General features: G+C 28.4%; 15 protein-coding genes. 6 read left to right on the top strand and 9 right to left on the bottom strand.

Annotated elements, in window-relative coordinates; all coding sequences use genetic code 11:
• Positions 1–6: 6 nt before the first annotated feature.
• The 3 genes from CLPUN_RS13395 to CLPUN_RS27685 all read right to left on the bottom strand — a co-directional run bounded on the left by CLPUN_RS13395 (position 7) and on the right by CLPUN_RS27685 (position 3,989).
• On the bottom strand, positions 7–2,658 hold the full coding sequence (locus CLPUN_RS13395; RefSeq protein ID WP_077847769.1) for an AAA family ATPase: 2,652 nt from the start codon (positions 2,656–2,658) through the stop codon (positions 7–9).
• Positions 2,659–3,101: 443 nt separating this feature from the next.
• Entirely contained in the window at positions 3,102–3,743 is a 642-nt protein-coding gene (locus CLPUN_RS13390) for a protein kinase family protein (protein ID WP_077847768.1), read from the bottom strand.
• Positions 3,744–3,785: 42 nt separating this feature from the next.
• The gene (locus CLPUN_RS27685) at positions 3,786–3,989 is read right to left on the bottom strand and encodes a hypothetical protein (RefSeq protein ID WP_077847767.1); all 204 of its coding nucleotides are present in this window, start codon (positions 3,987–3,989) and stop codon (positions 3,786–3,788) included.
• Between the two features lie 1,013 nt (positions 3,990–5,002).
• On the opposite strand from CLPUN_RS27685, the gene CLPUN_RS13380 reads away from it, so the two are divergent.
• The gene (locus CLPUN_RS13380) at positions 5,003–5,731 is read left to right on the top strand and encodes a DUF421 domain-containing protein (protein ID WP_077847766.1); all 729 of its coding nucleotides are present in this window, start codon (positions 5,003–5,005) and stop codon (positions 5,729–5,731) included.
• A gap of 153 nt (positions 5,732–5,884) precedes the next feature.
• Here CLPUN_RS13380 and CLPUN_RS13375 read toward each other — a convergent pair whose 3' ends face one another.
• Positions 5,885–6,088 (bottom strand): DUF1657 domain-containing protein, encoded by a 204-nt coding sequence (locus CLPUN_RS13375; RefSeq protein ID WP_077847765.1) that lies wholly within the window; start codon positions 6,086–6,088, stop codon positions 5,885–5,887.
• 259 nt (positions 6,089–6,347) lie between these two features.
• Here CLPUN_RS13375 and CLPUN_RS13370 point away from each other — a divergent pair, with 259 nt between their 5' ends.
• Genes CLPUN_RS13370 through spoVAE form a run of 5 tightly spaced genes read left to right on the top strand, consistent with a single transcriptional unit; the run spans position 6,348 to position 9,297 of the window.
• On the top strand, positions 6,348–6,554 hold the full coding sequence (locus tag CLPUN_RS13370; RefSeq protein WP_077847764.1) for a DUF1657 domain-containing protein: 207 nt from the start codon (positions 6,348–6,350) through the stop codon (positions 6,552–6,554).
• Positions 6,555–6,566: 12 nt separating this feature from the next.
• Entirely contained in the window at positions 6,567–7,427 is an 861-nt protein-coding gene (locus tag CLPUN_RS13365) for a DUF421 domain-containing protein (protein WP_077847763.1), read from the top strand.
• Between the two features lie 13 nt (positions 7,428–7,440).
• Complete coding sequence (gene spoVAC / locus CLPUN_RS13360; protein ID WP_077847762.1) at positions 7,441–7,920, top strand: stage V sporulation protein AC; 480 nt, start codon at positions 7,441–7,443, stop codon at positions 7,918–7,920.
• Entirely contained in the window at positions 7,921–8,922 is a 1,002-nt protein-coding gene (spoVAD, locus tag CLPUN_RS13355) for a stage V sporulation protein AD (protein WP_077847761.1), read from the top strand.
• 21 nt (positions 8,923–8,943) lie between these two features.
• Positions 8,944–9,297: a stage V sporulation protein AE gene (gene spoVAE / locus CLPUN_RS13350; RefSeq protein ID WP_077847760.1), complete on the top strand. Its 354-nt coding sequence runs from the start codon at positions 8,944–8,946 to the stop codon at positions 9,295–9,297.
• A gap of 162 nt (positions 9,298–9,459) precedes the next feature.
• Here the strand turns inward: spoVAE and CLPUN_RS13345 are convergent, their stop codons facing one another.
• From CLPUN_RS13345 to uraA, 5 genes are all read right to left on the bottom strand, one after another.
• A complete protein-coding gene (locus CLPUN_RS13345; RefSeq protein WP_077847759.1) occupies positions 9,460–10,377 on the bottom strand; it encodes a helix-turn-helix transcriptional regulator in 918 nt (305 codons plus the stop codon).
• 445 nt (positions 10,378–10,822) lie between these two features.
• The gene (locus CLPUN_RS13340; RefSeq protein WP_077847758.1) at positions 10,823–11,623 is read right to left on the bottom strand and encodes a M48 family metallopeptidase; all 801 of its coding nucleotides are present in this window, start codon (positions 11,621–11,623) and stop codon (positions 10,823–10,825) included.
• Between the two features lie 125 nt (positions 11,624–11,748).
• Entirely contained in the window at positions 11,749–13,803 is a 2,055-nt protein-coding gene (locus tag CLPUN_RS13335; protein ID WP_077847757.1) for a GTP-binding protein, read from the bottom strand.
• Positions 13,804–13,822: 19 nt separating this feature from the next.
• On the bottom strand, positions 13,823–14,524 hold the full coding sequence (locus CLPUN_RS13330) for a lysophospholipid acyltransferase family protein (protein ID WP_077847756.1): 702 nt from the start codon (positions 14,522–14,524) through the stop codon (positions 13,823–13,825).
• A gap of 384 nt (positions 14,525–14,908) precedes the next feature.
• Positions 14,909–16,198: a uracil permease gene (gene uraA, locus CLPUN_RS13325; protein ID WP_077847755.1), complete on the bottom strand. Its 1,290-nt coding sequence runs from the start codon at positions 16,196–16,198 to the stop codon at positions 14,909–14,911.
• Between the last annotated feature and the right edge of the window lie 532 nt (positions 16,199–16,730).

The raw sequence follows: 16,730 nt of genomic DNA, 5'->3' as shown, positions 1-16,730 counted from the left end.
TTTTATTTATAATCCATATGCATCGTCTAAGATAATCTTAAGAATTTCTTCCTTCTCTCTTATATCTTCTCGAATAACCCTATTAGCTTGTTTCATTTTTATGTTTTCAAAATACTTTCTAACTAATCTTCCATTTCCAAAGTTTTTATCTTTATTTTCATATTTTTCTTTAAATCTAAGCTTTAATTCTTCCTTGGCTTCCTCTGAAATTTCATAGCTTTCTTTTTTGCATAACCCTTCAAAAATTTTCATTAATTCCTCAGGATTATAATCCGAAAACTCTATTGTAAATTTAACTCTGCTATCTATACCTGGATTTAAATTTAATAAATCTTTCATTTCCTTTGTATATCCAGCCATTATAACTACCAGCTTATCTCTATTATCTTCCATTTCCTTTATTAAGGTTGATATAGCTTCTTTTCCAAAATCATTTGAACCACTTCCATTTAAGCTATAAGCTTCATCAATAAATAATACCCCTCCATAAGCTTCCTTTATTTTATTTAAGGTTTTAGGGGCAGTTTGTCCAACATATTCTCCAACTAAATCAGAACGTGTAACTTCAACCATATGTCCCTTTTTTAATACGCCAATAGCTCTTAAAATTTTTCCTATAATTCTTGCAACTGTAGTTTTTCCTGTTCCTGGATTTCCTGAAAAAATCATATTTAAAGAAATATCTTCTGATTCTATGCCCATTTCTTTTTTTCTATGTTGAAGTTCTAAGGTATTCATTACTCCTTTTACAATATTTTTAACATCTTCTAGTCCAACTAAACCATCTAATTCTTCTTGTAATTCTTTCATCTTATCACGAGCATTAAACTCAAGATGCACTCCAAAATCTTCAGGCATAAGAGTTACTAATTCTTCCTTAGATACTTCACTATCTCCAATTCTAAATGCTTTCTCTCTTATTGCGGATTCTAATATATTTCTTGCCACTCTTGCATTCGCAAAGTTTTCATCTACTTGTTCTATTTTAATTTTTTCTAAAAATGCTTTTTCGCCGTCTTCATTAAACTCATAATAATCAACATTTGCCATACTTTTTGCAATTTCAAGTAATTCATAATCTTTATAATCTTCAAATTCAATATCTAAATTAATTCGACTCTTAAGTCCAGGATTCACTTTTAATAAATTCATCATTTCCTTTGTATATCCTGCCAAAATAACAGTGAATTTATCTCTATTATCTTCCATTGCCTTAATTAAAGTTTCTATGGCTTCTGCTCCATAATCATTGCTTCCTTCTCCACCTTTAGCTAGAGAATATGCTTCATCTATAAAAAGAATTCCACCCATAGCATTATCAATAGCTTTTTTAGTAAGCTTTGCAGTTTCACCTATAAAGCGACCAACAATTGCACTTCTATCAACTTCTACTAATTGTCCTTTTTCTAAAATCCCCAGATAGTAAAATATATCACCAATTAATCTAGCAACTGTAGTCTTTCCAGTACCTGGATTTCCTAAAAAGGCAAAATGATATGATTGATTGCTATTTTTTTCAATTCCAAGTACATTGGCTCTATTATTTTCATATTTTATAAGCTGAACAATTCTTGTTATTTCAGATTTAACATTATCTAGTCCAATTAAGGATTCTAATTTTTCTAAAGCTTCTTCTAAGGATGCTGAATTTCTATTTTCGTCCTTATCATCATTTTCTACTGCTTTTCTACTTGCAATTTCTTTTCTATTATTTATGTCTTTTTTTAATCCATCAGTTGATTTTTCTAATATCTCTTTATTATTTGGCTCTTTATCTATATTCTCATTATCTCCATTTTTATTTAAATCCTCATTTTTAAACCCCATATCTATAATATGATCTATTGAAGATTTTACTTTACTTTCATTTATATGAAATTCTTCTTTTGTATTTAATTCACTGTTTTCATCTGTCTTACATCCAACCTCTACTTCTTGACTCATTCTAGTTTTGTTCCGCATTATTTTTTCATATATTTTAGAAACATATTTTGTTGATTTTTGTGCAATATAAGAATTGGCATTTTCCATTATACTTTTTTTACATTCTTGTAAGCACTGATAATATTCCCCATTAATATATAAAAATTTAATTATATCAAAATCAAGATCCTCATCATTACCTAGTCTTCTAGCTTTATTTAATACCATTAGAATTTCACTTTCATCTTCACCCTGTGCTATGTAACATTTACTTAACAAACGTATTACTTTAAAATTTTCCTCATCAATTTCTAGAGCTAACGTTGTATATTGAAGTGCTTCATCGTAATTATGTCTAAATAACTCTATTTTTCCCAAAGTTATTATTGCATCTAAGTTACAATTATCTAATTCATATGCTTTTTTTGAATAATTATATGCACTTTCAAAATCATTTATTTGAAAAAAACAGCATCCTATAAGTCCTAAATACTTATCATTATTTTGATCATAATATATTGCTGTTTTTAGACATTCCGTAGCTTTTAAATACTCTTTACAGTTATAATAAGTAAGCGCTAAAAGATAGTGCAATCCTGGATGGTTTTCAAAACATTTTATGGACTCTAATAATATTGTTATAGATTTATTGTAATTGCAATTATTATTAAACTGCTGCATCTCACTTTGAAATTTATCAAATTGTTTTTTATCATGTAAATTAGTATAGTCCATGTTTTTCTCCCTCCAAAGCACAATAATTATGTCTATACGCTTTAATATATATTCTAATTAAATTATAAAATTTATTGCAAACATTTAGAGATCTTGAAATAATCTCTTCTTCAATTGTTGATTTTCAACTATGATATTTGTGATTGAAATATATTCCAAATTTAAATTCTTTCATCTTCAAAATTATATCATAACTCAATATTTTTTCATATTATAACCTTTACATTTAATTATGCCTTGTATTTATAAAAAGTGCTTTTTTGCATTTCTTGTGTGCTCATTTTATAAAAATTTATTATAAAAAAATGCTGCAAATTCTCTTCTAAATATTACAGCATTTTCAGCTTAATTATTATATTTTGTTAACTTATTTATAAATTAATAATCATTAAATCAAATTTTCATTTTATTCATTAAGAATTAATTTAATATACTTTTTTAATTTATCTACTACTATTTAATACCTGCTCCAAATTATATCTTATCATACCATTAAAATCTTCCTTTGTTAGTTTCACTGCTCCTGACAAACACCCTATATGATAAGATAATTTATAAATCTTCATTCTATCTAAATCAAGATTTTCTTCTTTCAAATATTTATAATAATCTCCAAATCTAAATTCTAAAAAACTATTTTCATATTCCTTATCAAAATATTTAACACATTCAATATCTATAAGACAAATATCTTTATTTTCATCTACAAGTACATGATTTGACCCTAACTCTCCATATATTAGCACATATTCTTTTCTTGGTTTTATATTTTTATACAATCTTATATATGCTTGCCTTAATTTATTTTCCTTATTTGCAACTTCACTGCAATTTTTTATTGAATAATTCATATCATTTTCCATATTGGAAAGAATATAATTTTCACATTTAAATTCTTCCTTTTGAGGTTCCTCTATTATACCTGCGAAATCTCTTTTTATTATATGAAGTTTTCTTATACTATCATCTAATGCCATAAATAATTGTTTTACTTCTGCTTCACTTTGATTCATATAAGTTTCTATTTTCTTACCTGAAATATACTTAACAAATGCACAATCAAACTCATATTCTTCCTTACTCATATCAATATAGTATAACTTTTATACATGTATCTTATTATTTTTTTAAACTTTATGATTCGATAAAAATAAATCTACACCTCTAGATCTAAAGATCTCTCTTTTGTTTTCATATTTAAAAAAATAACTTGTCCTTTCGCCCCAAATATATAAAACAAATTCAAACCCATTTATACATTTAACTTTATAAGTACCCTTTTGTGCTTCCCAATATAATCTTTCAATTTTTTCTACTATATTTTTCTCCAAATATCCTTTTAGCATTTAAATATATATGTTGAAAATTCATTAAACATTTATCCATATTTATCAGCCTCCATGTATTTTATTAATACGCTCTTTTAAATATTTTAATGTAAATTCGAATTTATCTTAATACTATTTTTCACAGCTGCTTCTTCATATAATAATGGAAATTTTTTTAAATTACTAGACTTATAATTGTCCTTGTGTTATTCTATAGCTAGAAGTCTTGATACAATTAGAAATCTTGATTAAAGCCACTAAAATTAATTAGTGGCTTTTTTAATATTCTAGTATAATCTTAAAATTTAGTAGAATTTAAATTGATTTCAGACCACCTTAAGTTTAATTACATAACTAAAACATAGCGACTTTACTCTGATGTTTCTTCTCCCCAGTATACTTTTATAGAATAAATATATTCCCCCCTCTCTTTAGCTGCCTGTATACAATTACCAACTATTTCGTGAATATATCTTCATTTAGATTATCATTCCAAACATATTCTATATTATCTGCTATTTCTTTTGCTTTTTCCTTACTAAATTTATCGGCTACAAATCCTAATATTATATCTATACCAGCTGAAGCTCCAGACGAGGTATAAAATTTATTATTAAAATTCTACTAAAATCTATTTCAGTATATAATTTAGTAACTATTTCTGTTTTTTTGCCTAATAGTTACCACGCCACCTTTTAAAGAGAAAAAATTCATTTTATACACCATTTAATTTTCCAATTATCTTAACAGGCCCAAATACATATAAAGTTTCAAAATAATAAAATATTAAAATCTATCATACATATCCTATCTTTTCTATATATAAATAAGTTATACAACTTCGAACATTTTACATTAAATTATATTTCTTATTATACCCTTTTTATAATCCTACAATATATTTAGAAATAATTAACATTTTTTTGAAAATATCACTAAAATATCTGTTCTATATTTAGTATAAAATTTATTTTTAGTCAAATAATAACTGTATATTAATAAGGAGGTATAAAAAATTGAATGAAGGATTAGTAGTTTTTGTGCGTGGTATTATTGGATTTTTTTCATTACTTATTTTTGCTAAAATATTAGGTAAACAGCAAATAAGTCAATTAAGTTTTTTCGATTATGTGCTAGGAATAACAATTGGATCTATTGCAGCAAGTCTTACTACAGACTTATCTAGTAGAGCTTGGCCTCATTTTGTAGGTCTTTTTACTTGGGCCGTACTAGGATATCTAATGGAATGTATTACTTTAAAATGGAGATATGCTTCAAAATATATAGATGGAGAACCTACAATTATTATTATGAATGGTAAAATAATGGAGAATGCATTGAGAAAAATGAAGTACAAAGTATCTGATATTATGGGATTATTAAGAAATAAAGATGTTTTTGATTTATCACAAGTGGATTTCGCTATCATTGAAACAAACGGGCAGTTATCTGTGCTTAAAAAACCAGAATATGAGCCGTTAACTCCTAAGGATATGAGTATTCTTAAAGCATCAACTGGTATAAGTACAGAACTTATTTATGATGGAATAATTATGCATCAAAATTTAAAACAACTTAATAAAACAGAAAAATGGCTTATGGATCAACTAAAAATGCAAGAAATTAAAGATGCTTCAGAAGTATTTCTTGCAACATTAACTCCTTCTGGTTCTTTGTATGTAGATAAATATAAGGATCACATACAACAAATAACTGATATTGGAGATTATAAAGGACCATATTAATGAAAAAATTTATAGTTCTAACTATATTAGTTTTTTGCTTCATTCCCTTAACTTCATAATTCAATAATTTCAAAAGATCTTAAATTTCTATTATACATTAATATGCTCCCATATCCGTGACAATAAATTTAATTAGATATGGGAGCATATTATTTATTTGTTATATTGTGGTTCTTCTTGTTTTACAAAATCAAATCTTGATTGAAGTGTTTGAGCCACATTTTCCATTGTGTTTGAAAGTTGATTAAACATTTGTTTTGCTTCTTGATTATCTGTATCTAAAGAAAATGTCTTCATATCAGAAGCTAATCCTTTAACACTAGCTAATGCTGTTTCAAGTTTTGTTCCTGTTGGCATAAAAATTCCTCCTTTACTTTTTTATTGCTAATATATTTTGTTCATAATCAATTTAAATATTCACTTTATTGATAATGAAATATATTCCTTTTTTGATCTCGCCTATATTTATTAAACCTTAGTAATTTGTCCTAAATTTAAGTCTATTATCAATTCCTCCTTAAAAATTTAATAATATATAGTAAAAATGAATTAAAATTGAGCTTATTGGTTAAAGTATGTTAGTAAACAATTAAATTAATATAAAGGAGAGTTTTATATGACTGTTAGCTCAAAGGTAAAAGAAACACTATCAACTCTGAAAAACTCTGAAGCTACTTTAAGAATATATTCGCTGCAAGAGCGCGATAAAGAAGCCAAGGATATTTATGCTGAGGCATTTAAAGAAATAAATAAAATTAAAATTGATTTAGAAAAAAGAGTTGGCAATATAGAATTTGAAGAGCCTGAATACAAAGGCAACTAAGTGAGGTGAAATATGGATACTTGGTTAATACTGTTATTCAATTCAGTAATTTTATTTTTTTTAACATTAGTTATAATAAAATATATGAAGAAAAAAAGTTTATCTAGAGCTACCCCTTTTGATTTTATTTCTTATACAGTTATTGCTATTGTTATTACTTTAAGTTCCTTAAATATTCTTAGTAATATTTACTTTGGACTAATTACCTTAGCTGTTTGGGCACTTATGCCTATTATTTTAGATTACGCTGCTATGAAAAGTAAGTGGATATACAATTTATTACACGGTAAGGAAAGAGTCTTTATTAAAAATGGTAAAATAATGGAAGATAACTTATCTAAAGAAAGAATTACAGGACAGGAATTTCTACAAGAAATGCGTTCAAAAAAAGTATTCAATTTAGCTGATGTTGAATTTGCCGTAATGGAAACAACTGGAGACATAAATATTAGTTTAAAAGCTGATAAAGAGCCCGTTACTTCCCATGATTTAGGTAAAAATGTTGCAACCAAAGCTGAACCACAAGCAGTTATTTTAGATGGGAATATATTAAATGAAGGTCTTACTAATATAGGCTTAAATGAAGGCTGGCTTAAAACTGAACTAGAAAAAAAAGGCATTGCACTTGAAAATGTTTTTATTGGTCAGGTAGATTCTTCAGGAGATTTATATGTTGATCTTTTTGATGATATGATCCAAGTCCCTAAAACACAAGTTAAGGAAATGTTATATGCTAGTATTCAAAAAAGTCAAGCAGACCTGATGTCTTTTTCTTTAGATACAGACAATGAAGCAGCAAAAGCCATGTACTTAAAAGATGCAGAAAAATTACAAAAAGTCATAGAAAAATTAGAACCCTATTTATTACGTTAGAAGGTGAATATAAATGTCTAATATGAAAAAGAAAAAATTAACTGTAACACAAATGCAATATAATGAATTGGAAAAAGCTTTAGAACCTAAAAGACCTATTTTAAAAAATTGTATTAAAGCCTTCCTTGTGGGTGGTATTATATGTACCATTGGTCAAACATTACAGTGGTTATTTATTACCTATTTACATTTTAGCGAAAAAGATGCCGTTGGTCCCACCACAATAATCTTGATATTTGCCTCTGCTCTACTTACTGGACTTGGAATCTACGATCACCTTGGACAATGGGCTGGAGCTGGATCTGCTGTACCAATCACAGGTTTTGCTAATTCTATAGCTTCTGCTTCAATTGAGCATAAAAGCGAAGGTTTTGTACTTGGGGTGGCTGGAAATATGTTTCAACTTGCAGGAGCAATTATTGTTTATGGAGTTTTTTCTGCTTTCGTAGTTGCTACAATAAAATTAATAATAAACTGGTTGGGGGCGATGTAAATGCTTAAAGGGCATCAATCATGGATTTTCAATTCTAAACCTACAATATTAGCCTCTGCGGCAGTTGGCGGTCCTTTCGAGGCTGAAGGCGCTTTAGCAGATGACTTTGATATACTTCATGAAGATTTATGGCTTGGACAGGATAGCTATGAAAAAGCTGAAAAAGCTCTTCTTGAACATGCTTGTGAAAGAGCAATTCTAAAATCAAAGATTAAAAAAGAGGATATTAACTTTTTTTTAAGTGGAGATTTAATGAATCAGATAATTTCCAGCAGTTTTACCGCTAGAACTTTGGGCATACCTTATTTAGGAATTTTCGGTGCTTGTTCTAGCTCCATGGAGAGTTTATCACTTGCTGCTCAATTAATTGATAGCAAATGTGCTAAATATGTTATAGCATCTGCAAGCAGCCATAATGCATCTTCTGAAAAACAATTTAGATATCCTACAGAATATGGAGGACAAAAACCCCCTACTTCTCAATGGACAGTAACAGGCGCCGGAGCTGTTGTACTTGGAGAAGAAGGAAATGGACCTAAAATAACTTCTGCAACCATAGGAAAGGTAATCGATATGGGAATTTCAGATCCCTTTAATATGGGAGCTGCAATGGCACCCGCTGCTGTAGATACAATTGAAGCTCACTTTAGAGACTTAAATATTGATGCCTCTTATTATGATCTTATTGCTACTGGAGATTTAGGAAAATTAGGACATGAGCTTGCTAATACTTTATTAAAAAAACATGGTATAAAAATGCCACGTAATATATTTACAGATTGTGGACTTTTAATATATAAAAAAGAACAACCAGTTTTTTGTGGTGGTAGTGGCTGTGGTTGTTCTGCAACAGTAACTTATGGGCATTTTCTTAACCGTATGCGAAAAGGGGAATTAAAGAAAATATTAATTGTTGCAACAGGTGCTTTAATGTCTCCAATATCATATCAACAAAAGGAAAGTATACCTTGTATAGCCCATGCTGTTTCTATAGAAATGTAAAAAAGAGGTGTGAGTTAAGTTATGGAAAAATTTATTTTTGCATTCATAATAGGTGGTTTAATTTGTGTTATTGGTCAACTTATACTAGATATTTTAAAGATTACTCCTGCACATACTACATGTACATTAGTTGTAATTGGAGCAATTTTAGGTGGATTTGGCTTATATGATCCTTTGGTAAAGCTTGCAGGTGCAGGTGCATTTGTTCCTATAAGTAGCTTTGGCAATACTCTTGTAACAGGTGCCTTAACTGATGCTGAACAAACAGGCTTTATAGGCATTTTTACTGGCATTTTAAAAACAGTAAGTTCTGGAGTTTCTGCAGCAATCATCTTTGGATTCATTGCTGCACTTATATTTAAACCTAAAGGTTAAGAGTGTATCCAATAATATAATTAAATCCATTATTACCAAACTAGGATACCGCAATTTCATTTTATTACAAATTGCGGTATCTTGATTCATTTGTATTTAAATTTTATTATTTCTGTCTTTTAATAATGACTTATGAAACTCAAAGAATTCAATAAAGATAAATTAGAAATTCTTATTATTTATTTGTTTTACTGGTCTTGCCTCTATATACCCCCTATATCCCATTGGAGCAAGCTGGAACCTTGGTGCTTCATCATCTGCCCATTCGAATCCATATATTTCAGGATTATAATCATCGATTAGTTTCATTAAACTTGAAACTTCTGTTGTAAAATTAACATCATCATATGGTTCTCCTTGAAACACCATCATCTTACAAAGTGGAAGCTCTATAATTTCAAATCCATCTGGAACTGGCTTATCAAAATCTAATGGTAATTCTACGCCTTGAACATACTTTGAAGTGCCTTCTTTTATTAATTTTTTTGGCAGCCACATTCCAATCGGTTCATAGAGTGATTCTTTCACGCTAGTAAGTACACCCCAAATATCACATCCAACTTCTTCGCAATAACCAAAATATTCAGTTGCTTTATTCCCTCTCTTTAATAATACCTTTCTCCTTGGACGTTCAACTACTTCAACAAAAATAGTATTTTTCTCTTTATTTTGTTCCATAACACATTCTCCTTTTTTTAATGTAAGGTAATAATCACGGATACTATTAGGAATAAAAAGACCTATTGGTGGCGCATTTTCAATATATTTTCTTGGAGAAATACCAAATTGTTTTGAAAATGCCTTTGTAAATCCTTCATGAGAACTAAACACAAAATCAAAGGCTACATCAATTACTCGTGGATGTTCATCACGTAACACACAAGCAGCTCTGCTGAGTCTAAGCACTCTAATATATTCAAATGGTGTTTTATTCAAAAGCTTTTTAAAAAGTCTTGCACTATGCCACTGTGAATATCCTGCAACTTTTGAAAGCTGGTTAAGAGTTATTTCTTCCATAATATGATTGTCTATATAATCCTGCATTCTCTGTACTGCATTTACCATTTCCCAATTTTCCATGTCATCACCTCCTATAAGAATAATATTCTATTTCCAAGATTATTTCTTGAACTGTATTGCTATAAATATTTTTCATTTACTTTCTACAATATAAAATAAAGTTATGAACAAAAACTATTCTATATAAAATGAATTTAATCTACATCTTCATTCATGCTAATATTGTTTCTTTTTAATTCTCATTATTCTTTGAAAAACGTACAGCTGCTACTATAGGCAACAATTTTAAAATATCTTCTTTAACTAACTACTTGTTTCTAAATACACTCTGCTAATTCTTGAGAATAAAATAAATACAACATATACGTACAGCTATCTTTTTAATTGTAACACATAACATCAATTATGTATTATTTCAAATAATACATAAGGCTTGTACATACCATGCAAAATAAACTAGTTACTAAAATCTCTGCAACTAGTCTATCTTTCTTGTAATTTTCATTTATATACGTAAATTAATTCCATTAGCCTTCAGCCACTCATGCTTTTCTTTAAAATCAGGTATTATTTCTGCTACTCTATTCCAAAAAAATTTCGAATGATTTCTATGATCCATATGACACATTTCGTGAACCACAATATAATCTATAACATCGGCTCTTGCCATACTTATTCTCCAATTAAATAAAATTGCATTCTTTCCAGTACAGCTTGCCCATCTTCTTTTTTGTTCCTTAACTCTTATGTCTGTCACCTTATCCTTAAAATTACCTGAATAATAATTTATTCTTTTCGTAACTATTTTAAGAGTTTCTGCCCTATACCATTTTTCCAATGCCATTTTTAATTTTTCCTCATTCGTTGTATTTGTATGTATTATAAATCCTTGCTTCTTCAAAAATTCATGATTAACATCTGAATTTATACCTTTATTTAAAGAAACATATTTATTTAATTCATTATCACTACTAGGTTCATTGCTAAATTCAACAGTTATATTCTTTCTATTTTCTTGAAAAATTAAATACAAAGCATATTCTTCGCCTAAATACATAAAAGTGCTTCCCTCAGCAATTTCTCTTGAAATCTTCTTTAAATCTCTTTTTTCTATTTCAATTTGCTTTTCTATAATCCAATCAGCTTTATTTTGAACAACATCTAAAATAAATTGTTTACTCACTCTTAAAGGAGCACTTACAATAACAAGACCATTTTCTTCTATTCTTATACAAATAGTTTTCCTTTTTCTTCGTATTATATTAAATTCTATTTCTTTATTTTTGTGTGCAAAATTTAATTTCATATTATCTCCTAATTACTATAAATGCTATATTTTTAATTAACAATATATTATCTTATCAATACTAAATCAAAGAAGATATGCATATATATTGATGATAACTAATTTCTATTTAAAATACATCACTCTTATTCTACTATCTCACAATGCATTGCAGCATCAGCGTCCTCCCAAATCACTAAATATCCTTGACCATGTGAACAAAATACTGAAGTTGATGTGTATTCTATATCTGCATTCTTATTATATTGCTTATTTTCTATTATTTCTTCACTATTATGACAAATATCATATCCATCATATACTAAACTTATACTTCCTTTTCCTCTAGTAAAAGCTATAATCTCCATACTATAATCCATAAATGTAGCAACAGGACCTCTTCCATTTATAATAACTTTATCTTTTTTAGTCTGTACTGGTTCAAACGTTCCATATAGCCTTTGAATATCTGATAAAACTCTTCCTATATAATCGGCAGAAACTTCTACTGTAAATTTATAATATGGTTCCAATAATAAATTTTCAACCTTTTCAAGCCCTTGTCTTAAAGCTCTAAACGTTGCTTCTCTAAAATCACCGCCACAAGTGTGCTTATTATGGGCTCTTCCAGTTAAAAGTGTAATTTTTATATCTGTTATACTAGAGCCTGTTAAAAGCCCATGATGTTCTCTTTCAAAAATATGAGTTCTAACTAAATTTTGATATCCAACAGTTAAATTATCTGCATGACATTCATTCTCGAAAAGAATTCCAGCATTTCTTACCATTGGTTCAAGTTTTAAATGTACTTCTGCATAATGTCTTAACGGCTCAAAATGACCACAACCTATAGTTTTTTCAGCTATTGTTTCTTTATAAAGTATTTGACATGGTCCAAATTCAATTTTTAAATTAAACCTTTCTGATACAAGTTCTTTTAAAACTTCTAATTGAATTTTCCCCATAATATGCACATGTATTTCTTGGAGAGCTTCATTCCAAATTATATTTAAAGCTGGATCTTCTGATTCTAAAATTTTAAAATATCCTAAAATTTCTCTTACATTAGAAGTCTTATCAAAAACAACCTTAGACATTAAGGTTGGAACCATTTTATAATGAGTTTTTTCTTTTAAAGTTCCAACTCCATCGCCAGCTATAGCACTTGAAATTCCTGAAACAACAAATAGCTCTCCAGCCGATGCTGAATCTGCCGACTTAAATTTACTTCCATTATATATTCTTATCCTGCTTATTTTTTCTCTAATTTCATCTAATTTTGTTCCTCGACTATTAATTTCAATATCTTCATTTGATGAATCTTGCATTTCACTGCCATAACAAAGTTCATCTCTAACCTTTAACGTGCCTGTTAATGCTTTAATAAAAGTTAACCTATTTCCATTTTCATCATGACGGACCTTATAAACTCTCCCTGAAAACTCCTCATTTTCATCATAGTCAGTATAAGTTAGTGCATCCATAGCACCTAAAAATTCGACTATTCCTCTATCTTGTAGAGCTGACCCTCCAAAACACGGAAATATTTTATTTTCTTTAATAAGCTTTTTAAAAGCATTAAGCCAAAGTTTACAATCATAACTTCCTTGAATATACTTTTCTAAAAGCTCATCATCATATTCACTTATAAATTCTATAAGTTCTTCCTTTAATATTATTTGTTCAGAATTAATAAAAGCCTTCATTTCATTAAAAGTACCATTTATAGACTCCTCATCTATATAACATACATCTTTAGTTAAATCCCTTTTTATCTCCTTAATAACCCTTTCTTTATCTGCTCCAATTCTATCAAGTTTATTAATAAAGAACATGCTCGGCACATTATATTTTCTAAGCAAATTCCAAACTGTCTTAGTATGTCCTTGAACACCTTCAACACTGCTTATTATAACTACTGCATAGTCCATAATTTGAATTGATCTTTCCACTTCTGTACTAAAATCAATATGTCCTGGCGTATCAACTAAAAAATAGGTAGAATCATTAAGTTCAAATATTCCTTGGTCAGAAAATACAGTAATTCCTCTTTCCCGCTCAATATTATGGCTATCTAAAAATGCATCCTTATGATCCACTCTTCCTCTATTTCTTATACTATTTGTATGATATAAAATCTGCTCTGAAAATGTAGTTTTACCCGCATCTACATGGGCTAGAACTCCTATTGTTGTCTTCATAAAATCATCCTTATATTTTTTATTCTAAATTAGATACAATAATATTTCTTATATTGTCTGCTAAATTCATTTCTTCCTCTTTAGATAAATTTTGGGTATCTATAGTTTTCCCAAATACTACCTTTATCTTTGCAGGCTTAAATTGTCTGTTATCCTCAAAAGATCTAGATGCTCTATCTATTGAAACTGGTACTATTTTAACTTGAGACTTAGTCGCAAGCTTTAAACTGCCTTTTTTAAAGCTTCCTACTTTGCCCTCTTTATTTCTAGTTCCTTCTGGGAATATAACCATTGAGCTTCCTTCTTTAATATTTTTTACCGCTTCATTTATTGCAAGCATTGCGGTTCTTGGATTTTCTCTATCCAAAGGTACACATTTACTCTTTTTTAGCCAATAACCTATTATTGGAGTTTTAAGTATTTCCTTTTTAGCTATAAAGCCCATTTTTTTATCTATAGTATAAAGTAATATTATTATATCTAATATACTAGAATGATTTCCTATAAACACACATTGTTCCTTAGGTATATTCTCTGTTCCTCTTACATCTAACTCTATTCCTATAATTTTCAACGTGAACTCACTCCAAAGATAGCCTGTTTTCTTTAAATATTCTTCTGCTAAAGCATCACCTTTAGTTTTTAGAATATAAGTATGTTTAAACCCTTTTATTCTTACCCACAACATGTAAAAGCCGTAAATTATTTTTTTTAAAAACATTTTCTATTTTCTCCTTCTTGTCATATGATTATGCTTTAAATTTTACTACATTGAAATTAGATAAATTGATTTGTTATTGTAATACTTTTGTTAAAACTTAATTTATATATTGCTTATTTTTTACCATATAACTTAAATTTTCTATTTCCTAACCTATTCTATATAATTTCTAAAATATTATACTCTTTTTTTTATATATTGGCTAATTATATTATGGTTATCTTGTAGAAAAACTTACAAAAAACTTTTATTATACCAAAATATCTCCTATTAAGTAGATTTTCAATCCAATTAATAGGAGATATTTTGATTAAACAATTTTATAATATTTATTAATCCTTAACGAAAATACCCCATCTAAGTTAAACAGAGTATTTTTTATTTTTATTCTTCTTCATTCATTATTCCAAGTTTATCAAACAACATAAAGCAAATGCTCATTATCATAGCCACAACTGTAGCTAATCCCATTCCTTTTAGCTCCATATTCCCAAGCGTTAATTTTATTCCACTTATTCCCACTATGAATATTACTGAAGTTAGTATCAAATTTCTAGATTTAGAAAAATCAACTTTTTCTTCAATAAAGGTTCTAAGCCCTCCTGTTGCTATTGAGCCAAATAATAGGAAACTGATGCCACCTACAACCGGTGTTGGAATTGTGCTGATAAGTGCTGATATTTTTCCTGAAAAGCCCAAAAATATTGATATAAGTCCTGCACCACAAATTACATATACACTATATACTTTAGTGATTGCTAAAACTCCTATATTTTCACCATAAGTCGTCGTTGGCACTGATCCAAACATTCCTGAAATCATAGTTGATACTCCATCTCCAAGTAAAGATCTATGAAGACCTGGATCTTTTGTTAAATCTTCTCCTACAATACTACTAGTAACCTTCAAATGGCCCACATGTTCAGCAATTACTACAAATGTTGCTGGTAATATAGTGAGTATTGCATTTATGTCGAAGCGAGCCATATGCACATTTGGTAGTATAAAGAAACTTGCTTCATTTACTTTGCTAAAATCTACTATTCCCATGCAGTATGCTGTAATATATCCAACTACTACTCCAATTAATATAGGTATAATTTTTAAAAATCCTTTTAATAAGACATTACATAAAATTACTGTAATTAAAGTTATCATAGAAACAATTACCCAGGTAGTATTTAAAGTAGCATTACTTCCTCCTACTGCAAATCCTGCATTATCTGCTGCATTACTTGCGAGTTCCAAACCTATAATTGTTATTATAGAGCCCATTGCTGCTGGTGGAAATAATTTATTAATCCATCCAATACCAGTGTAACCTATAATAATTGCTATTATTGCAAAAGCTATGCCTGCAAATACAAAACCACCTTGTATAGTTTGAAAATCATAACCTTGACTATATAAAGATAATACTGGCGCTATAAAAGCAAAACTTGAACCTAAATATGCTGGAATTCTTTTTCTGGTAATAAATGCATATAATAATGTACCTATACCGTTAAAAAATAGAACTGTGGTTGGATCAACCTTGAAAATAAGTGGAACTAGAACTGATGCTCCAAACATTGCAAATAAGTGTTGAAAACTAAGTGGAATTGCCTTCCCAAAAGAAACCTTTTCTGTTACTCCTATAAAATCATGTTTGTTGTCTAATAATTCATTTTTCATTTTTTATTCTCCTTTGTTAGTTTCTCTGAACTAAATTAAAAGTATGCTTTACAAAAGGTAACATAAATATACATCGTTTGTCAATAACTCTTAATGATAATTTAATATTTAGTTAAAATTTCAAAAAGATAGGGTAATAAAGATTTTTCTCTACTACCCTATCTTTTAGATGTTAAATTAAAGTTGTTTGGTAATCCGCTTAGTATTATGTCTAATTGCATTATAACATTTTTCTCCAAATTGCGCCACACTTTTTTTGTACTAACAGTATAATTTTTTCTACATTTTATATTTATTTTAATTCAATACAATTAGTTTAATTTGTATGTTTTTCCTTTTGATTTTTTATTATAATTAGATTATTATTGAGTATAAATTCTTAACAAATATCATTTTTTTATTTTAGGCAAATTGCAATAACAAATTGAACTAATTTCTATTTATGACTTAAACACTTGTATTTTCTTAAACTGCATAAATTTTATCTAAGTGTGCTTCAAATAACTCTTCAGGAGTCTTATAGTTAAGTATT

It is taken from the genome of Clostridium puniceum, assembly GCF_002006345.1.
Lineage (GTDB): Bacteria > Bacillota > Clostridia > Clostridiales > Clostridiaceae > Clostridium > Clostridium puniceum.
This window is presented reverse-complemented; position numbering and strand designations above follow the sequence as displayed.